Below are 19,340 nucleotides of genomic sequence, written 5' to 3'. Positions count from 1 at the left end.
AGCGTGACGAGGGTGCACCTCCATCTGCGCACCACCACGCTGTCTCTCTCCGTCTGCGCGCTCGCTGCCGGCCTGCTGACCGCCGGCCCGCCGTCGATCGCCGACCCGGGCCCCGGGGCGCCACCCGCGACGCGTGCCGAGGCACCTGCACTGCGGGTGCGTACGGTCGTCCGTGGCCTCGAGCACCCGTGGGACGTGCAGCAGGCGGCGGGCGGGCGACTGGTCGTCTCCGAACGTGACCGCGCCCGCATCAGCGTCGTACGCAACGGCAAGCGCCGCACGCTCGCCGATCTCTCCCGGCTGGTCTGGGTCTCCGGAGAGACCGGCCTGCTCTCCCTCGCGGTCGATCGCGACCGCCGGCAGGTGTGGGCGTGCCACGGCGCCACCACCCGCTCCGGGCCCGAGGTGCGCGTCACCCGATGGCGCGTCGACAGGCGCTGGCGCTCCCTGTCCGGGCGGCGGACGATGCTCTCGGGCCTCCCCGCCACGAGCGGTCGCCACGGAGGGTGCCGCCTGCTCCTCGAGCGCCGGGGTCCCGGGCTCGTGGTCGGCACCGGCGACGCCGCGGTCGGCAGCAACCCGCGCGACCTGGATTCCTTCGGCGGCAAGGTGCTGCGGATCAACCGGCGCACCGGGACGCCCATGGCCGACAACCCGTTCGCCGGAGCCACGGGCAGCCGGCGCTACGTCTGGACCTACGGCCACCGCAACGTGCAGGGGCTCGCGGAACGTGCCGACGGCTCGCTGTGGTCGGTCGAGCACGGCAGCTTCCGCGACGACGAGGTCAACCGACTCGTGCCCGGGGGCGACTACGGCTGGAACCCCGTCCCCGGCTACGACGAGTCGGTGCCGATGACCGACCAGTCCCTCCCCGGCGAGCAGCAGGACGCCGTCTGGTCCTCGGGCACCCCGACCATCGCCACGTCGGGGGCGGCGTGGGTCCGCGGCACGCAGTGGGGCCGCTTGGAGGGCACACTCGCTGTCGCCGCGCTCAAGGGATCCGAGGTGCTGTTCCTCAGGTTCGACGCCCGTGGCGACCTGGTGTCGGTCGCTCGCCCCCCGGCGCTGGCCCGATTCGGCCGGCTGCGCTCGATCACCTCCGCCCGCGACGGCGACCTGCTGCTCACGACCGACAACGGGACGGGCGACCGGGTGCTGAGGGTCTCGCCACGATGAGGGGCCCCGGGGTGGCCGTGAGCATCGCGGTGGGTCACCTGCGCACCACCGTGCTCCTCCTCGCCCTGGTCAGCCTGCTCGCCGCGTGCGGCGGCGGGAGCTCGGGCGGCGCGGGCGGCGCCGGGGCGTCGGTCGACGAGGTCGAGTCGACGACAACCGAGCGCGCCCAGGATGCGGTCCCCCTCGTTGCGGAGGCGCTCGGCGCCGACGTCGTGCGCGCCAGCCGCCAGTGGGAGAGCTGCATGGCGATCAGCTGGCGCCACGAGGCGTTCGCGACCCTCTCCGCACCTGGCGGTGACACCCCGACGCAGCTCCGCGACGTCCGCTCGGCGCTCACGGGTGCGGGCTACGTCGACGCGGCGCAGGTCGACGGCCACGTCACCGTCACGCGCGGCGACACCGAGGTCGACGTCCAGCCGACACCCGCACGCGGCGAGGGCGCCTGGACGGTGACGGTGCGGTCGACGTGCGCCGACTACGACGGAGACGACCTCGAGCGCGTCGAGGACGACGAGGGCGGCCCGCTCGACGGCGTGTGAGCGCCGACACAGCGTCGTACCCGTCGGTCGGGACTAGCCTGATCCTGGTCCGTGGACTCCACCGGGGAGCTGCGAGATGACGAGGAGCGAACGATGACGACACCGTCCGAGGAGACCGCCCCCTACGGCTCCGGCCCCGCCGCCCCACCCGCACCGGTGAAGCGCGTGCGCACCCACCACCTGCGGGAGATGAAGGAGCGCGGCGAGAAGATCACGATGCTGACGGCGTACGACATGTACACCGCTGCCACCTTCGACGAGGCCGGCATCGACCTGCTCCTCGTGGGCGACTCGGCCTCCAACAACGTCTTCGGCAACGAGACCTCGCTGCCCGTCACCGTCGACGAGCTGCTGCCGCTCACCCGCGCCGTGGCCCGCTCGACGAGGCGCGCGATGGTCGTCGGCGACCTGCCGTTCGGCAGCTACCAGGCCTCCCCCGAGCAGGGCTACCTCACCGCGGTCCGCTTCATGAAGGAGGCCGGCGCCCACTGCGTCAAGCTCGAGGGTGGCGCCGAGATGGCACCGGTCATCGAGAAGTGCACGCGCGGCGGGATCCCCGTCATGGCCCACATCGGCTTCACGCCCCAGAGCGAGCACACGCTCGGCGGCTACCGCGTCCAAGGGCGAGGCGAGGCCAGCGACCGGGTCATCGCCGACGCCCGTGCCGTGCAGGAGGCCGGTGCCTTCGCCGTCGTGATGGAGATGGTGCCCGGCGACGTGGCCGAGCGGATCAGCAAGGAGCTGACCATCCCCACCATCGGCATCGGCGCCGGTGCCGGGTGCGACGGCCAGGTGCTGGTCTGGCAGGACGCCTTCGGCCTGCGCACAGGCCGGATGGCGCGCTTCGTCAAGCAGTACGCCGACGTCCACGGGGTGCTGCTCGAGGCAGCCCGGGCGTACGCCGACGACGTCCGCGGCGGCACCTTCCCGGGCCCCGAGCACACGTTCTGACCGGACTCCTCAGGCGTTGAGCCAGTCGAGGTAGCGCGAGCCGGCCACGATCGTGGCGAACCACACCAGCGCGACCAGGACCGGCAGCAGCACGACGGTCCGCGGTCGCCGGGTGAACCACCGCAGCGACTGCACGAGGGCGACCAGCCACACCACGGCGAGGCCGAGGACAGCCCACCACGGGACGCCGAGCGGGCCGACGGTCACGGCCACGAGGAAGGCGATGCAGGCCATCCCCACGAGGCCCGCGACGGGCCACGGCGAGATCGGCTCGCGGACGGTGGGCGTGGGCACGGCGACACGTTAGCCGGTGACAACGTCCGCGTGGCACGGAAGGATCGGGTGTCCACCGACGATGCAAGGAGCCTTCCATGAGCGAGAGCCCGAACGAGAGCACCGCCTCCGGCCAGGCGCCGGCGAAGAAGGCGCCGGCGAAGAAGACCACCGCCAAGAAGGCGCCCGCGAAGAAGGCCGCCGCCCAGAAGGCTCCCGCGAAGAAGGCGGCCACGAGCACCACGTCTGCGACGAAGAAGACCTCCGCCAAGAGGACCTCCGCGAAGAAGGCCCCCGCCAAGAAGACCCCCGCCAAGAAGGCCGCCACCAGGAAGACGCCGGCCAGCAGCGCGCGGGTCAAGCGCACGACCCCCACCCGCACCGCGCCGCCCGGCCCCGCCACGACGTCCCTCCGGAAGTCCGCGACCGAGCGGGCGGTCGACGTCGGCGCCCAGGCTGTCGGCACGGCTGCGCTGGTGCAGCGGGTCGCCCAGGAGACCGCCGAGCGGGTCGCGGCCGAGACCGCGGCACGCGTCAGCGCCCAGTACGAAGCGGCCATCTCGGACCTCACCCGGACGCTGGACAAGAACACCAAGCGGGCGCTCAAGAGCGTCCGGGCCGCCGCCGACCTCGCTCAGTCCGCCAACCCCGTCAAGGCGGGGAAGGCCAAGAAGAAGAAGTGATCAGCTGTCCGGCGTGCCGTCGGTGAGGCCGTCGCCGGAGCCCGGGCCGGAGTCGTTCCAGTCGGGGTCGTTGTCCCACGCCTCGTTGCGCTCCTGCACCTTCTCCAGGGCGCGCGACGCCTCCTCGGAGGAGGCGTAGGGACCGAGGCGGTCGGCGTTCTTGCAACCGTCGGTGCCCTCGACCGTGTGGTGCTTCAGGCAGAACCAGTATTCGTTCTCGGTCATAGGGCGAAACTACACTCACGACCGTGCCTGCCGTGTCCCCCGCAGAGGTGTCTGCGCGTCGTCCCGTGCCCGCCCACATCCCCCGCCCGGAGTACGTCGACCGCCCGGCACCGCAGCGGTTCACCGGCGAGGAGGTCAAGGACGCCGAGACGATCGAGCGGATGCGCGTCGCGGGTCGGCTGGCCGCGCAGGCCCGCGAGCTGGTCGGCTCCCACGTCGTGCCGGGCGTGACGACCGACGAGCTCGACCGCATCGGCCACGAGTTCCTCTGCGACCACGGCGCCTACCCCTCCACGCTCGGCTACCGCGGCTTCCCCAAGTCGCTGTGCTCCAGCGTCAACGAGGTCGTCTGCCACGGCATCCCCGACTCCCGGGTGGTCGAGGACGGCGACATCGTCAACATCGACATCACCGCCTTCATCGGCGGTGTCCACGGCGACACCAACGCGACCTTCCTCGCCGGGGACGTCGACGAGGAGTCCCGGCTGCTCGTCGAGCGCACGAAGGAGTCGCTCGACCGGGCGATCAAGGCGGTCAGGCCCGGGCGCCGCGTCAACATCATCGGGCGGGTCATCGAGGCCTACGCCAAGCGCTTCGGCTACGGCGTGGTCCGCGACTTCACCGGCCACGGCATCGGCACCGCGTTCCACTCCGGTCTGATCATCCCCCACTACGACGACGAGCGCTTCGACGACGAGATCCGGGTCGGGATGACCTTCACCATCGAGCCGATGCTCAACCTCGGCACTGCCGACTACGACATGTGGGACGACGGCTGGACCGTCGTGACCAAGGACCGCCGCCGATCCGCGCAGTTCGAGCACACCCTGCTCGTCACCGCTGATGGCGCCGAGGTGCTCACCCACCCCTAGACTCAGGCCCGAGTGGGTCGGCCGGGCGGCCGCGGTCCGTCACCCCTGGTTCGTCCGGGGACGGCGGGTCGAGGAAGGTCCGGGCTCCACAGGGCAGGGTGGTGGCCAACAGCCACCCGGGGAAACCCGCGGGATCAGTGCCACAGAGAACAGACCGCCTCCTCCTCCGGGAGGAGGTAAGGGTGAAACGGTGGTGCAAGAGACCACCAGTGCGCCGGGCGACCGGTGCAGCTAGGCAAACCCCACCCGGAGCAAGATCAGACAGGATGCGTTCGAGGGCGGCCCGCCCGAGCATCCGGGTAGATCGCACCAGGCGGCCGGCAACGGTCGTCGCAGATGGATGGTCGCCCCTGCTTCGGCAGGACAGAACCCGGCCTACAGGCCGACCCACTCCCTACAGGCCTCTGACCTGCGAAAACGTGATTACGACACCGCGTAGTCCGCAGATAGTCCGCAAGAGGAAAACTCTTGCGTCTTCAACTACCGTCGTTGATCGGCCCGAACCGCCACCGGATAGGCGCGTTCCGACCTAGGGTCGCGGCGTGTCCGAAGGTGCCAACGAGAAGCGAATGAAGCTCCGTTACGCCGGCGTCTGCCGGGTCTGCGAAGCCGAGCTGGCGGCCCGCGTCGAGGCGATCTACGAACGGACGACGAAGACCGTCCGCTGCCTCGACTGCTCCCCCGCCACCCGCCCGCCGGACGAGGTCTCCCCCGCCCACTCGGTGGTTGAGGTGCGAGCGAAGCGAGCCTCGAAACCATCGACAAACCCCATCGACCCCGGCACCCCAGGCGCCTCGGCCCGCCGCGAGTACGAACGCCGCCGGGCCAAGGACGAAGCGGGCGTCCGCGAAAGGCACCCCAACCTCGGCGGCCTCATCCTCGCGCTGACCGAGGAACCCCAGTCGACAAAAGCCTGGGGTACCGGCGCCATCGGCGAGGAGCGACTCGGCGAGAAGCTCAACGATCTCGCCTCCGACACCCTCCGCGTACTTCACGACCGCCGCATCCCCGGCACCCGCGCCAACATCGACCACATCGCTCTCACGCCGTCCGGCGTCTACGTCATCGACCCGAAGCGCTACAGCGGCCGCCCGACGCTCAAGATCGAGCGCGGTCTCCTTCGCCCCCGCACTGAGAAGTTGCTGGTGGGTGGACGCGACCGCACCAAGCTGGTCCACGGCGTCCTCAAACAGGTCGACCTCGTGCGGGCCATCGCCGGTGACCATGTTCCTGTCACTGGCGTGCTGTGCTTCATTGACGCCGACTGGCCGATCATCGGCGGAGCCTTCACGACCCGCGGAGTGGACGTGCTGTGGCCGAAGAAGCTCTACCCGCGTTTGACGGCGCCGACGCCATCCCAGGTCGACCCCGACGCCCTGCATCAAGCGTTAGCCGCAGCCCTTCCGCCGGCCCAACTCGGAGCGCCGCGGCGCTGCACAGCGCCCAGAATGGTTGGGGCCCGGAGGGCACTCGAAAATTGGGTACTGCTCGTCGACTGGTGGGAGGTCAACCCACATGTGCGCCACATGACGCAGAGTCGCTGCAGGCGCCGTTGTTAGAGTCCGCGCATGGATTGGAATCGGCTAGATCAGTCGGCACGAAAAATCATGCTTGCGCTTGGGCGCTTCGGCGGCCCCACTGACACCATGTCGGTTTTGAACCTGGCCAACCAAGGTGAACCAGATTGGCTCCAGTCTCCGGAGGTGGCGCGCCCCTTCTTCCAAGCGCTCGAATTGGTCGAGTTGTTGAATCTCGTCCATCGCCCGGACGGTTTGAGTCTTGCCATATCGGAGAAGGGCCGTGCTGAACTCGCCCTCGGTCCGGATCGACCGACACTGCTCGACTCACAGGACCCCGTCGTCGGTCGGTGGTTGGAATTGGAAGAATTGAAAGAAGCAGTCCAATCTCGGTTTATCTCAGGCGAGAATCGCTTCACTCATTTGCGCCTATCCCGTTGGCGACAGTTCGCCGACCTGGAGATAGACTTTCACCCTCGTTTAACGGTACTTACTGGCGCGAACGCATCAGGCAAAACTACATTACTGAATCTGCTCGCGCCCCACTTCAGCTGGGGCGCTCAATTGCTATCAAAACGGGACACTGGGGCTCAGGATGGCCCAGTCGTAACAACAGTTGGACAGTTGAGCTACAGCAATGGGGTCCGCACGCCGATCGCGCAGCAACTCGCGCCAGGCGTTAGCGTGACTGCACCGATTTTCCCTGCGCAACAACTGGTGCCTGGGCTCTTTATCTCGTCCCACCGATCCATTAGCGCTTATCAACAACTCGTGAATTTGCCAGCTCGTTTCTCGGCGTCCACCATTCTCCTCCAACAGTTCTCGTCCGAGGTTTACACGCGCTACATGGGAGGGTCCACCCAACACCCGCCGCTCTATCGAATGAAGGAGGCTTTAGTCGCCGCCGCTATGCACGGCTACGGCAATCAGGCGGTCCAGCCGGACGAAGAGGCCCGCGCCGTATGGGAAGGCTTTCAAGCTGTCCTGTTGGATTTCCTGCCCCGGGATCTCCTCTTTGAGGAACTCCGCGTATTTCAGGGCGACGTGATTATTCACGCAGGCGGTACGTCTTTCCCGCTAGAGGCGGCGTCAGGTGGGCTGAGCGCCATGCTTGAGCTCTCGTGGCAAGTGTTCCTGAGAGGCCGAGAGTCGGGCGCCTTTACAGTATGTATCGACGAGCCTGAGAATCACCTTCATCCTGAATTGCAGCGAAGCATCATCCCGGCGCTGCTGCACGGCTTTCCAGACGCGACCTTCATCGTGGCGACCCACAGTCCTTTTGTGGTGACGGGAACGCGCGATTGTGCCGTGTACGCGCTGCGCCACAGAGAAGAAGAGGGCCGGGTCAGTGCCAGACGGATCGACTCCCTCGACGCGTCATCCACGCCGAACGACACGCTCACCTCGGTACTTGGCTTGGACACACCACTGCCCCTATGGGCCGAACAGACGTTGAGTGCTGCGCTTCTAGGTTTGCCTCCTCGCCCGTCGGCCGAGCAGCTGCGAACGCTCAAAAATCAATTGACAGACCTTGGTTTGGCACAATATTTTCCGGCTTCGATCGAGGCGTTGACCGCGCAGGAGTACGACCGTTGATACGACTGCAGAAGGGCCAGGAACCACCTTGGCTGGCAACGAATAGGCACGTGAAGACGGATGAATGGAAGGCCGCCGATCCAACTCGCAGACCGTCGCCGTGGAAGCATCCTGAGATTCTCGGTGCCCTGCGAGCCGAGGGGCGGTCGAAGTGCATGTACTGCGAGGGAAAAAGTGAGGATGTCAGCTATCTCACAGTGGATCACATCCGGCCAAAGGACTCCTTCCCAGATCTGGTTCTTGAGTGGGAGAACCTTGGGCCAGCGTGTGGACGTTGTAACACAAACAAGGGGAACTATTGGACAGACCATGATGACCTGCGACTACTCGATCCCTACATCGACGCTGTCGAAGAACACATCGTGTTCGCCGGTCCCGTCGCCGTTGCGGCTCTTGGCAGTTCGCGCGGTGAAAACACGCTACGGCAACTGAAATTTGCACAGCGCGAGGACCTGTTTTGGTCCCGGATGCGGCGGCTGGAAGATCTCGACCAACGGTTGAGGCAGTGGGATTCCGAAGATGACGTGGAAAAAAAGCAGTTGTTCGCTGAAGATGTAAGTGATGCAATCGCACCTGACAGAGAATTTTCTGCCGCCCTCGTCGCCTTCGCGCGCTGGAGGGGGTTCCCGGCCTAGCCGGATGACGCATCGGTGAATCGTCCGCGGCTGTCGAGAAGGGTCGGGCCCGTCCGACGCCGGGACAGACTCGGCGGACCCGCGAGATTCACGCCCGAATTTCATCGCGCAGCTGGCCCGCGTCGCTTGCCCCAGTCCGGTCCGTACAGGCATACATGGGAACGCCGACACCGTGCTCTCGAGCAGTCTCCCGCTTAGCCCAGGGTCCTGCGAGCCGGACGTGCACGCGAACGTGCCGCCTAGGTGATCGAGCTCGCGAGGAACTCGATCGTCGGGCGGGCTGCCGCCGAACCAGCAGCTTTAGCGGCGCCGCCCAACGCGCCAGTTACCAGCGACTGGATCACTTCACCGGGTTGCCGCTTCTTCCCGTCCTTGGTGGCCCTTCTTACTGCCGCGGCGATCTTCTCACCTTCGTCGCCGAAGACCTTCTCGCACGCAGACACGAATGACTTGGCGCTCAAGACTAGGCGCTCCCGATTGAAGGAACTGTCTGTAAAGACATCGTGGTTCTTCAGTTCGTCGATGAGAACCTCACGCCAAAAACGATCCTCTACGTTGAGGATGACCTGGTTATGCTTGGCAGCCTCATTGTCCTCGACCACACGGATGGCGCGGAGCAGTCCCGCCTTCGCAGGATCGGAAGACAACGTCCGGAGCCGGTAATTAAAGACCAACGAACTCGCACGCGTAGGTGTGCAGCGCAGCGCCTTGGCGAGGCGGAAGGGTCGGTCGTCTGAGTCCACCAGCTCCGCGCCCACAAGCGCCGAGAAGACGGCGAGTTCAAGTTCGCCCTTTGAAAGCGAACCGAAGGGGGCGTCCACAGTGAGACTTCGATGGACCATTCTGCCGAAGCGGGCGAAACGCGCGTCGGAATCTTCGCTACTCATGAATGTAACCTAGTCGTCCCTCGGCGACGAACTAGTACGAACGGTTGTGCGGCGGATGCCGTGTCGCACCGCCGCGACGTGGCGTGAATGGTCTGCCGCAACCGCTTAACCAGCGGCGCTCTCGGTCGGCGTCTTCAGTCCGTGCCTGTCACTGGTGCCGTTCTCGAGGCGCTCGATGGCGTCGAGGAGACGACGGGCGTTGGCTGGGGAGCGAGTCAGGTGAGCCGTCTCCCGAAGGAGATCGAATTTCGCCAGCGACCCGATCACCACCGACTCGCGTCCGTCACGCGTGACGACGACCTCCTCACGATCGTCAACGGCAGTGTTGAGCAGTTCTGCGAAGCGGGCCTGCGACTCGACGTAGCTGACAGTCCTCATCGTTCCTCCTGCCCAGAACCGTATGTTCTCGACGAGTCAAGAACAGGGACTTTCATGCGCCGGGCACTTCGACCCCACTCCCCCGAGCCTGATTAAGGACAGAATCGATCGCCTCACGCGTCCGGTCGTCGGAGTCCGGCCAGAGGTGACTGTAGGTGTCGAGGGTCTCGGATGCCGAAGCGTGCCCCAGCCGGGCCTGAACGGTCTTGACCGACTCGCCGTACCTGATGAGCAGCGAGGCGTAGTAATGGCGCAGGGCGTGCATGCCGGGTCCGGTGGCTTGGTTCAGTCCGGCCACCTTCGCGACTGGGCGCCAAACGTGGCCGAAGGCTTGGCGAGTGATCGGGCGGCCGTCGAGGGTAAAGATCAGGTCGTCGTCCCCGATGTTGCGAGCCGCCAGATGGCCGTTGAGCGCATCGACGACGCTCGCCGGTAGCGGAATCGTGCGGTAGCTCGCCCGCGTCTTCAGCGGCCCGAACTCCGTGACGCGGTTGAGTCGCGTAAGGAGCTGTCGGTCCACGACCACTACTGGGTTAGTGCCAAGCAGGCGGAGCCTGTTGCGGGTCAGCCCGAAGATCTCTCCTTGGCGCATGCCGGTACCGGCGGCGAAGGTGACCAGCGCCTTGAGGTCATCAGGCAGGTGCTCGCGCAGCGTCTCGACCTGGCTCGTGGCGAGCGGCATGATCCGCCGGTGTTCGACTCGCGGCAGCCGAGTGCCTTCGCAAGGGTTCGCCATGATCCTGCGATCGCGGATCGCCGACCGGAAGATCCCCGACACCACGCCGTGGATCACGCCCACGGTCGCCGGCGCCAGTGGCTTTCTCTTGGCGGCCCGGTCCCCCGTTCCGAGGAGCTTGACCCACGCTTGCACCTCCGACGGCAGGACACTGCCGATCGGCCGGGCACCGAAGATCGGGTAGACGTGCCGCCTGCGCACGCCTTCGACGTACGCCTCGCTGGTGGGTCGATGCACCTGCGCGGCGCGCCACTGCTCGGCGTACTCCCTGAAAGTGATCTTGCCGGCGCGGGGATCGACGTACTGGCCGATGACGATCGAGGTCGTCACCTCGTCGATCCACCGCTGTGCGTCGAGCTTCCGGGTGAAGTGCTTTGCGTGCTCCTGGCCGGCTTCGTCGCGGTAGCGCGCACGCCACCGGCCGTCCGGCCGCTTCTGGATGTTGGCCATGGCTCCTCGGAACGAGGTGGGTGAGCTGTCAGAGAGCGCCTTGCTGCTGGCGGCGCTGCTCGCGGATGAACCGCCGTACGTCGCCGACCGTGGTGACGAGGTGGCGGCCGATCTTGAAGAACTCTGGGCCGACGCCGCGCTGGCGCCACCAGCGCATCGTGTTGATCGGCACCCTCAGGATGTCAGCGACCTCGGACAGTGTCATCAGCTCTTCGGCATCGCGCTCGGGAAACGGAACGTGGGTCGTTGTGGTGGTCACGAGTTCCTCCGTAGGTGTGGTGATGGGCCGTTGGAGAAGCAACCCCACGCCGATGGATTCGGACGTCCGCGTGCGACCGTCGGTGAGGTCCGTGTGCCTCACCGTCCGATACCAGGCCCCAGTGCTGGCTGCCCCTGCGGATAGCGCTGTTCCTCAGGGCGACGCGCTACCGGGGCCGGCGGTCGGAGCGCGGGTCGCCTCGGTGCAGTGGGGCCGTACCGGTCGACGTCCTCAGCCGCACGACGGGCAGCGTGCGTCGGTCCGAGGTCGGCGCGGTCGCGGCCGAACACCTCAACCCACTGACGGCGCGCGTCGTCCGTTGTCTCAGCGACCAGGTGCGCGACGTTGCGCTCACGCCCGCGGGTCATCCCGACGTACGTCGACGCGGCGCCGCTGTGCTCGCCGACCAGCACGTGTGAGGTCGGAACGGTCGAACCTTGCGCGCCGTACGCCGTAGTGGCGAAAGCGAGCTCGAGGTGCCGACGCGCATAGGCCGCGGGAACGACGCGACGTCCTGCGTCACCGATGACCTCGACCGAGTCCGGTCGCGCAGCGACGACGGTCCACCGCTCCCGGTTGGCGACCCCGAGCTCGCTGTCGTTGCGACGGGTTGCCACCCGGTCCCCCACCGCGATTCGCTCGCCCGCAGAGGTGACGAGGACGTCGGCGTCCTTTCCTCTTCTAGCGTGGACGTGGTGGACCAGACTGTTGATCCGGGTGACCTGCTCACGGGTGTCCGCCACGACGAGATCGCCGCTCGAGGCACGCGCGGCGAGCGCGGCGACCCGTTCGACCTCGCTGGCGTGCACCACCACCAACCCACGACGTGCCAGCTCGTCGAACACCCCGTCAGGTCGGTCGCCGGTACGCATCCGCAGCGACAGGTCGGCGTACTCCGGATCGGCGAACCGGTGGACGCCCTCGAACTCGACCAGTTGACTCGGCGCGAACCGGGCCGCCAGGTCGAGCACTCCCCCGCGTCCGACCGCCGGCAGCTGGTGCCGGTCGCCGACGAGCGTCAACCGAGCACCGGTGGCGTCGGCGAGCTCGAGCAGTGCGCGGGCCGCGTCCTGGTCGAGCATCCCGGCCTCGTCGACGACCAGGAGTGTGCGGCGATCGAGGCGCGGCGCGTCGGGTGCCGGCTCCGCGCGCTCCCAACGCCCGTCCTCGTCCCAGCGGTAGCCGTGCTGGTGGAGGAGCCAAGCCACGGAGTACGCCGTGGTGCCGACCTCGGCCGACGCGACCTGTGCAGCCTTGCGAGTCGGCGTCACGATCAACATCCGTCCACGGCGTGCCTCGACCTCTGCTCGCTTCGCAGCCAACCGACGCGTCTTGCCGGCCCCGGCGGCACCTTCGACCACGGTGATCGTCCTCTCGTCGGCGCGCCGCGCGATGCGCGTGACCAGCTCACGCTCAACCGCCAGGACGCGAGGCGACGTGTGGGCTCTGACGTGCGCAGGGACGTCGTTGCGACCGAGCAGCAACGAGGAGGCTTCGAGCACCCGCGCTGCGAGGTCCTCGGCCAACTCTTGGCGGACAGCGCCGTCGACGACCACTCCGGCCGACGCGATCAGCTTCTCCACCTCACCGCGAGCGTCAGCACCGTTCCACGCTGACCGTCGAGATCCGAGCCTCGTGAGCGCCCTGTCGACGATGACTTCTCGGTCCAGCTCCCCCGGTCGGACCGTGGCGAGATGACGCGGCCGGGAGGGTGCAACGAATCCCAGGTCGTCGAGCTCGTCCGACCACCGCTCGCGCAGCTGGTCGCCCGACACCGGGACGACCTTGTCCGGGCGAGCCTCGGACCAGGCGCGCCGGTCCCACGACTGCCGCAGGGCCGGACCCGGCTCCTCGCCGGGATGGTCCGCACGCCACCCGGCCTCGTAGCGGTCGATGTTTGTCTCGATCTGTCGTGCCCGCGCGCTGAACGCTCCGGCGTACGCCTTCAGCTCGACGATCTCACCGCCGTCGTCGTCGAGCGAGTAGCCATGCGATGCCAGCGCCGCTCGGAACTGAGGGTCGGTCATCACCGCGGCGTGCCCGATGCCGTTGATTGCCTCGAGGCTGTCGCGGATCCCCACCGTGTGCAGTCCGCGCGGCGCTCCGGCCGCCTTCACCCGAGCGTTGATCTGGAGATGAAGGTGCCGGTGCGGATCACCGGCACGTGAGGTGAAGTGCCGTACGACGGCAGCCTCGATCTGCTCGACCGGGACTTGCACCTGGCGGTCGCGTGGTCCTACCCGGGTGGCGGCGTGCTGGGCCAGCCAACTGATGATCTCCGCTGCGGCGCGATCCTGCGCAGCGTCATACGCCTCCTCTATCTCAGGATGCAGCGCCGCCGCGATGGACCAGGTCTTCGGTCCGTTGACGGTGACCTCAACAAACCGGACCGCTTGGTCGTTAGAGCGGAGCCGGCCTTTCGCTGCACCGGACTCGACGTCGTACCCCGCTACCCACCGCTCGTACGTCGGGCCGTCCATGTCCCCGCGTCGCTGGACGAAGCTGGGCCCAGCGACGAGACGCTGCGCCAGCCCGCTGCCCTCGGCCAGGTAGTAGTCGTCGGCCCGAGAGCGGTCGGCCTCGACGTAGTTGCGCGCTGCTGCCGCACTGCCCCGATATATCTTCAGCCCACCGTGCACCCGAGACGCCCCCATCGACGTTCACCAAGAACCGCGAATCCGCAGGTCAGACGGCCTTTCCCGCCTTACCCCCTCACGAAACTTCGTAGCATGCGTGCCGCTTATTTGGGGCGGGGAGAACGCGCAGAGGGTTGATGGATCAGGGAGCCGTCGGTGGTTGGCGGTGGGTGTGTGTCAGCGGCTCGGATGCGCCGCGTTTGCTGGGTTGGCGGTCGAGATGCCGAAGTACGGTCGGAGACGCTCGCGGAGTGGTCGGTCACACACGTAGACGTACGTCCCCAGCATTCCGCGCGTCAGCAACACGGCGTAGATGTTCTCCACCAATCCGAGGATGTCCTCGTCGCTGAAGGAGATCCCGCGTCGCGGCATGTTGTTCGCAGCCGTGGGGTCGAAGTAGCTCCGGCGGTCGAAACGGAGCTCGCTACGGGCTGCGTCGTACCGAAGGTCCGGTCCGATGATGACCCCCGCGTAGTTGAGGTCGTAGCCCTGGATCGTGTGGATGACCCCGACTTCGTTGACCGAGCCCGGTGAGTTGACCCAGTCCACGTCGGTGCCGTTCCAGCGCATCCGGACACCGTCGATCTCGATGTCATAGGCCGCCTTGTCCTTCCGGCTAATCCATGGCCAGGCAAAGCCTGCGACCAGACGCGCGAGCCCGAATTCTTGATCCCGCTGAAGGATCAGTTGGCGCATCTGAGCCAGGTCGTCGAAGAACTGAAGGTCATAGCCAGCGAAGTGTCGAGGCTCAGGGGGAGAGTCACTGAGCACGCCTCGTACGTAGCCGACGTAGTCCTCGCCCGCTCTGACGCGCATCTGCGAGGTCAGTCGATAGCGGCGATGCGAGGCATCGCTCCGAGCCATCAGGGAATCGAGTGCACGGCTGGGGACGTCGCCGGTGTGGATGCTCTGCGCGGAATCCATGAGGTAGATCTGGTGTGTGCTCTTGGCCCGCACCCAGTCGAGCTGCGTGAGGTCGGGGTCGTCATGTCCGAACAGCTTTACGTTGATGTCGGAGAACATCTTGTACAAAGGGCCGGCCGGTTGATTCCCGCTCTGTCGGAGCCGGTGCGCCTCATCGACGATGAGCAGGTCGAAGCGCTCTCGACTGTTCCCCATCTCGAACGGCGACATCGCCATCGAAGCTTCGAGGCCCGGGGTGCGCTTGAACACGCGTTGGATCGTCCTTCGAAGCGACATTTGCGGAACGACGAACCCGATCCGGAAGCCTTGGAGGAGCTCTGGGTAGCCCTCGACGAAGAACTCTGCAAGCACCGACTCTGATTCAACTTGCTGCGATGAATCAGATGCCCGGATGTCGCTGAGCAGCTTCATCAGGTAGACAGCCACGACGGTCTTGCCGGTGCCAGGTTCACCCTGCACGACGATCTGACTGGGCGTCCCGGACGCGATGTCGTCAAACAGTCCCTCGAGGATGTCGAGGACGACCACTTCCTGGTCATCGGTAAGCGCCTTGAAAGGCGACAACTTGAACAGGTCGGAGTTCTCGATCTCCGGCAACGAACGACTGAAGAGCCCATCGCGGCGCAGCTCTTCGAAGATGTCGGCGAAGATCCGCTGATACTGCTCGCGACCGTAGTAGTCACGATCGGAGATGCCGACGTTGCGATTGGTGACTTGGTACGTTCCGTCACCTGAGAGTCTCTGGATCAGGAATGCCTCAAGGTCAAGACATACGGACTTGTTGAAAGTCGAATCGAGTACGACGCGCGCACCCTTGAGGTGTCGCTTCTCCTTCGACGCGAGGTGCTGGCGGAAGCGGGTGGCGACGTTCATCGACTCACCAACGTAGATCTGGTCATCGCCGTCGAGCGCGTACACGACGGGCCAGTTGCGGAAGCGCGGGTCGAGCCCCGTCCATGCCTCTATCTGGGTAGCCGCGAACGGCCCCTTCTCAATCCGGAAGCCGGTCATACTTCGTGCTTCGGCCAGCGGCCGTCTCGACGGGGTACTTCTTCTTGGTCTCCTCGAGCTTCGCGAGCACGATCTCGCTGGCGTCGACGCCCAACTTGTCGGCCAAGAGCAGGCAGTACGTCAACACGTCTGCGAGCTCGGCAACGGTCTCTTCCGGCTTGACGGCGTCAGACCACTGGAAGCACTCGAGGAGTTCCCCCGCCTCAATGGAGATGGACTTCGCCAAGTTCGCCGGACTGTGGAACTGGTCCCAGTCCCGCTCGGCAACGAATGCGCGTAGCTGGGCCAGGACGGGATCAGCGGACATGGCGGCAGACTAGTTGCTATTGACATGCCGCACTGCGACTCCTCAGGCACCGCATCCTCCGTTCGGCGCCCGGCCTGCCGCACGTCCCGGTCCTCGAGACCTTGGGGCGGAATGGGCACGGCGCTCAGTCCAGATCCAGGTCGGCGGAAGTGTGGTCTGCAAGGGATCGCAGCCAGGCCACAGGCAGCTCAGCTTCGAGCCAGGCCGCTTTAAGTCGGTGCTGACGGTGCTCGAGCGACTCGAGCACCGCGAGGCTCTCAGGTTGCGACCACAACACGTAGTCGGACGAGGTGGCCATGGCGGAGCGGGGGCCGTAGTCGTCGTACAGACTTTGCAGAGGCTGACGGTGCTCGTCGACGAACGTTCGCAGCTTACGCACGTAGTCGTCAACGCCATCAGCTGCAAGGGCCGAGCCGACAGCCTCAAGCACCAGATGGGAGAGCTCGGGGTGACCGGGCGTGTCCTCGAAGCGTGCGTACTGAGCGGTGACGAGCTCAAGCAGGTCGACAGGTGCGGGCGCCGGGGCCTCGAGCGCGGCAAGGGACTGCGCCTTGTCCATGACTCGCTCCACCTCCCCGTCGAACAGCTCCATGAGAGCCACCAGTCGCATGATGGCCCGCTTGTCCGTGTCCGGGAGCTCAACGTGCGGCTTGTACACCAACTTATGTGAGACCACCGACCACGCGTCCTGAGCGACAGTGCGGATCTGGATCTCGCATGGAACGCGTTCGGTATCCCCCTCTTCGGCGGGGGCGTAGACATCAAGGTGGAGCCCGGAGTAGCCGAGGGAGTCGAACTGGAGCTGGGCGCGCTTGTCGGTGCGGTCGTAGATCGCTAGGCGGCCGTCGTCCACAAGGGCTTGGTGAATCCGGTCGACGTCGCCTGCTCGCTCGACGACCGCGCGCACGCCAACCTTGTCTGTGATCTGACGCCAGGGATCCTCGTAGCCCTTGACGGCGATCTTCTGGCGGAAGCTGGCGAGATCCTTGGCCCTCGAGGTGATGTGGGGTGCGAGGCCTGCTGGACCTAGAGCTTCACGCAGCACCGACACGACGGCCCTTCCGGCCCGCTCGTAGCGGTCGCGCTCGCGCTCGAAGCGCGCGATTGCGAGGTCGGCCGCGCTTGTGCTCACGAGGACTTCTTCCTCATCGGTCCGCTGCCGCCGGTGCCGCTGATCTGATCGTGGATCGTGATCACGGACTTGCCGCCCTGGTCGCTCTCCACGGTCAGAGTTCCGTCGCGCATCGGCTCGGGCGGGGCGATGACGACGATGCCGGACGCGGTGTCCATGCGGACGTTGTTGATGCGCGACTGCACGAGTGTGAGGTCCTTCGGGATCTCGGCTGAGGGAAGCACCTCTCTGGCCGCGCGCTCGAACGGGTCACGGTCGGCCACGTCGAGATGCGCCGACGCGAACGAGCTGATCGACAGTCCGGTGTCCGGGCTCTGTAGCTCGGAGATGAGGTCGACGGTGTAACGCGCTCGCTTTTCCGGCTCCTCCAGCGAGTTGATCCACTTCTGCACGGTGTCCATGAAGCGCTCGGTGACGAGCTCGGGTCGCTCCTTCCAAGCGCAGCCGAGGTAGCTCTCGCGGAAGTAGCGAGCCACGTTGTGGCCTTGAGCCTGTCGGTCGACGACGAGGCCCGCGAGCGGCCCAGCGGGATCGTCGGGGACTGGGAAGAAGCCGATCTTGTAGACCCGCGAGCCGGTGGTGAAGATGAGGTCATCGAGGAACTGCATGCTGAAGATCAGCTTGCCCTGAGCGTTCTCTTCGCGCTTGGCCTGTGCACCCTTTTCGTGCTCGAGCTTTGCCACGACGAACACCCGCTGCTTGTTGTCCACCGTGGCGTCAGCAACCATGAGGAGGCCCTCCGGACTCACCGCCGGCTGGTTGCGCTGCAAGTTGCGCGCCAAGAGGGTCGAGCACTCTAGAAGGGTCTCCTGCCCAGCCCAGTAGGCCCGGACCTGGGTTGGCAGGTCGGAGAGTCCGGGCTCCTCAACGATCTCCCGCCCGTACTTCAGCGACCCACGCACCTGTTGCTGCAAGAAAGCACGGATCGCCTCCGACAACTCCGACTCAGCCTGGCTGAGGTCCGGCTCCACGTCCTCTTGGCGGCTCGCCTTCTTGATGCCGTGCAGGATGAGCTTGTCGATGCGCAGCGAGCTAACCATGATGGCCCCCGTCGTATGCCAAGCCCTCCCATGGGCCTGCCCCAGGGGCAGCGTAAAGCACCGCCTGACAGTTCAGGGTCACCTTTGACTTCCCCGGAGTTAGCCGGGCGTTGACCGGTGTAGCGCGACGGCCGTTGGCGGGTCGGGCGGCATGCCTGATCGGGCTTGATCAGCCTCGTCTTAGTCCGCACAGAGTCCGCAAGAAATTCAGGGACGACCGTTCCGGACAGTCACTCCAAATCACGTTTCCGCAGGTCAGAGGCCATTTTCGTTGAGTTCCACCAACGGCAAATCATGCGAGAACCCGCCCCGGCCTACAGGCCGACCCACTCCCCACCACCTCACCCCGATGGACGGGGGTCGCGTGTGTGCGGGCGATCCGGTGGCTACCTTCGAGCACATCGCTCGCCCGGGCACCCTGCCGCGGGCGCTCCCCTGACCCTGGAGCTGCCGGTGACGACGACCCCGCCTCGCCCGACGGTGGTGCCCGACGCGCTCGACGACACCCTGGCCCACCTGGTGCAGCGTGCGAGCGTCGGTGACCTCGAGGCGTTCGGCGAGCTGTACGACGCCACGGCCGGCCCGGTCTACGGGCTCGCCCTCGACGTGCTCGGCGACGCGGACCTGGCCTGCGAGGTCGTGCGGGAGGCCTTCGCGGAGCTGTGGGCGTACGCCCCGTCCTGGACCCCTGCCCACGGCCCGGCGGCCGCGTGGATCGTCGCCACCACCCACCGGCTGGCCGTGGCCCACGTCCGCACCCACGGCACCGCGGTCCCGGCCGGGCCGTCCAACGCCGCGCCCGTGCTCGACGGACTCGACCCCGACGAGCAGCACGCCGTGCGGCTCGTCTACTTCGGTGGCCGCACCGTGTCGCAGGTCGCTCACTCGACCGGGACCAGCGATGGCGTCGTGGCCGGACGCCTCGGATCCGCGTTGCGCGCGATCCGCGACGCCGCGCGCCGCGACGACGTGGCCTGACTGCGGACTCAGCCCTGATCCACCGAGGGTGATCAGGGGTCGGTGATTCCTAGTGAATGCCGGCGGGTGCGGTGGTCGGGGCATGGCTCGGTCTCCGGCCGGTGCCGGCTCTTCCACTTCGGTCCTCGGTTGCGC

General features: G+C 66.8%; 20 protein-coding genes and 1 other RNA gene. 10 read left to right on the top strand and 11 right to left on the bottom strand.

Annotated elements, in window-relative coordinates; genetic code table 11:
• The first annotated feature begins 12 nt into the window (after positions 1–12).
• The 3 genes from IRX98_RS16205 (at position 13) to panB (ending at position 2,666) form a co-directional block, all read left to right on the top strand.
• Positions 13–1,176 carry a PQQ-dependent sugar dehydrogenase gene (locus tag IRX98_RS16205; protein ID WP_224278526.1) on the top strand — a complete coding sequence of 388 codons (1,164 nt, stop codon included), beginning with the start codon at positions 13–15 and terminating at the stop codon, positions 1,174–1,176.
• Positions 1,173–1,715: a hypothetical protein gene (locus IRX98_RS16200; RefSeq protein WP_224278524.1), complete on the top strand. Its 543-nt coding sequence runs from the start codon at positions 1,173–1,175 to the stop codon at positions 1,713–1,715. Before IRX98_RS16205 ends, IRX98_RS16200 begins: the two co-directional genes overlap by 4 nt.
• A gap of 93 nt (positions 1,716–1,808) precedes the next feature.
• Positions 1,809–2,666, top strand: coding sequence for a 3-methyl-2-oxobutanoate hydroxymethyltransferase (gene panB / locus IRX98_RS16195; protein WP_224278522.1), 858 nt, complete (start codon positions 1,809–1,811; stop codon positions 2,664–2,666).
• A 9-nt stretch (positions 2,667–2,675) separates the two neighbouring features.
• Here the strand turns inward: panB and IRX98_RS16190 are convergent, their stop codons facing one another.
• Entirely contained in the window at positions 2,676–2,960 is a 285-nt protein-coding gene (locus IRX98_RS16190; RefSeq protein WP_224278519.1) for a hypothetical protein, read from the bottom strand.
• A 77-nt stretch (positions 2,961–3,037) separates the two neighbouring features.
• Here IRX98_RS16190 and IRX98_RS16185 point away from each other — a divergent pair, with 77 nt between their 5' ends.
• Positions 3,038–3,622, top strand: a complete 585-nt coding sequence (locus IRX98_RS16185; protein WP_224278517.1) for a hypothetical protein — start codon at positions 3,038–3,040, stop codon at positions 3,620–3,622.
• On the opposite strand, the gene IRX98_RS16180 is transcribed toward IRX98_RS16185, so the two are convergent.
• Entirely contained in the window at positions 3,623–3,847 is a 225-nt protein-coding gene (locus IRX98_RS16180; protein WP_224278515.1) for a hypothetical protein, read from the bottom strand.
• Positions 3,848–3,870: 23 nt separating this feature from the next.
• Here IRX98_RS16180 and map point away from each other — a divergent pair, with 23 nt between their 5' ends.
• The 5 genes from map (at position 3,871) to IRX98_RS16155 (ending at position 8,467) form a co-directional block, all read left to right on the top strand.
• Positions 3,871–4,719: a type I methionyl aminopeptidase gene (gene map / locus IRX98_RS16175; protein WP_224278513.1), complete on the top strand. Its 849-nt coding sequence runs from the start codon at positions 3,871–3,873 to the stop codon at positions 4,717–4,719.
• A gap of 13 nt (positions 4,720–4,732) precedes the next feature.
• An RNA gene (rnpB, locus tag IRX98_RS16170) (RNase P RNA component class A) lies at positions 4,733–5,113 on the top strand.
• Between the two features lie 148 nt (positions 5,114–5,261).
• A complete protein-coding gene (locus IRX98_RS16165) occupies positions 5,262–6,278 on the top strand; it encodes a nuclease-related domain-containing protein (RefSeq protein ID WP_224278512.1) in 1,017 nt (338 codons plus the stop codon).
• A gap of 9 nt (positions 6,279–6,287) precedes the next feature.
• Positions 6,288–7,832 (top strand): AAA family ATPase, encoded by a 1,545-nt coding sequence (locus IRX98_RS16160; protein WP_224278511.1) that lies wholly within the window; start codon positions 6,288–6,290, stop codon positions 7,830–7,832.
• Positions 7,833–7,882: 50 nt separating this feature from the next.
• A complete protein-coding gene (locus tag IRX98_RS16155) occupies positions 7,883–8,467 on the top strand; it encodes an HNH endonuclease signature motif containing protein (RefSeq protein ID WP_224278510.1) in 585 nt (194 codons plus the stop codon).
• Between the two features lie 239 nt (positions 8,468–8,706).
• Here IRX98_RS16155 and IRX98_RS16150 read toward each other — a convergent pair whose 3' ends face one another.
• The 9 genes from IRX98_RS16150 to IRX98_RS16110 all read right to left on the bottom strand — a co-directional run bounded on the left by IRX98_RS16150 (position 8,707) and on the right by IRX98_RS16110 (position 18,227).
• Entirely contained in the window at positions 8,707–9,354 is a 648-nt protein-coding gene (locus IRX98_RS16150) for a hypothetical protein (protein ID WP_224278509.1), read from the bottom strand.
• A 105-nt stretch (positions 9,355–9,459) separates the two neighbouring features.
• Complete coding sequence (locus tag IRX98_RS16145) at positions 9,460–9,732, bottom strand: type II toxin-antitoxin system Phd/YefM family antitoxin (protein ID WP_224278508.1); 273 nt, start codon at positions 9,730–9,732, stop codon at positions 9,460–9,462.
• A 52-nt stretch (positions 9,733–9,784) separates the two neighbouring features.
• The gene (locus IRX98_RS16140; RefSeq protein WP_224278507.1) at positions 9,785–10,918 is read right to left on the bottom strand and encodes a tyrosine-type recombinase/integrase; all 1,134 of its coding nucleotides are present in this window, start codon (positions 10,916–10,918) and stop codon (positions 9,785–9,787) included.
• A 28-nt stretch (positions 10,919–10,946) separates the two neighbouring features.
• A complete protein-coding gene (locus IRX98_RS16135) occupies positions 10,947–11,177 on the bottom strand; it encodes a helix-turn-helix domain-containing protein (protein WP_224278505.1) in 231 nt (76 codons plus the stop codon).
• Between the two features lie 98 nt (positions 11,178–11,275).
• On the bottom strand, positions 11,276–13,816 hold the full coding sequence (gene mobF, locus IRX98_RS16130) for a MobF family relaxase (RefSeq protein ID WP_224278503.1): 2,541 nt from the start codon (positions 13,814–13,816) through the stop codon (positions 11,276–11,278).
• 174 nt (positions 13,817–13,990) lie between these two features.
• On the bottom strand, positions 13,991–15,748 hold the full coding sequence (locus IRX98_RS16125) for a DNA/RNA helicase domain-containing protein (protein ID WP_224278501.1): 1,758 nt from the start codon (positions 15,746–15,748) through the stop codon (positions 13,991–13,993).
• On the bottom strand, positions 15,729–16,055 hold the full coding sequence (locus IRX98_RS16120) for a nucleotide pyrophosphohydrolase (protein WP_224278499.1): 327 nt from the start codon (positions 16,053–16,055) through the stop codon (positions 15,729–15,731). The genes IRX98_RS16125 and IRX98_RS16120 overlap by 20 nt, the downstream gene beginning before the upstream one ends.
• Positions 16,056–16,179: 124 nt before the next feature.
• Entirely contained in the window at positions 16,180–17,187 is a 1,008-nt protein-coding gene (locus IRX98_RS16115; RefSeq protein ID WP_224278497.1) for a GTP pyrophosphokinase, read from the bottom strand.
• Entirely contained in the window at positions 17,184–18,227 is a 1,044-nt protein-coding gene (locus IRX98_RS16110) for a nucleoid-associated protein (RefSeq protein WP_224278495.1), read from the bottom strand. The genes IRX98_RS16115 and IRX98_RS16110 overlap by 4 nt, the downstream gene beginning before the upstream one ends.
• Positions 18,228–18,680: 453 nt before the next feature.
• On the opposite strand from IRX98_RS16110, the gene IRX98_RS16105 reads away from it, so the two are divergent.
• Entirely contained in the window at positions 18,681–19,205 is a 525-nt protein-coding gene (locus tag IRX98_RS16105) for a sigma factor (protein ID WP_224278493.1), read from the top strand.
• Positions 19,206–19,340 lie beyond the last annotated feature (135 nt).

This window comes from Nocardioides lacusdianchii (genome assembly GCF_020102855.1).
Classification (GTDB): Bacteria; Actinomycetota; Actinomycetes; order Propionibacteriales; family Nocardioidaceae; genus Nocardioides; species Nocardioides lacusdianchii.
Note: the sequence above shows the minus strand (reverse complement) of the source record. Positions and strands in the feature narration are given on the sequence as shown.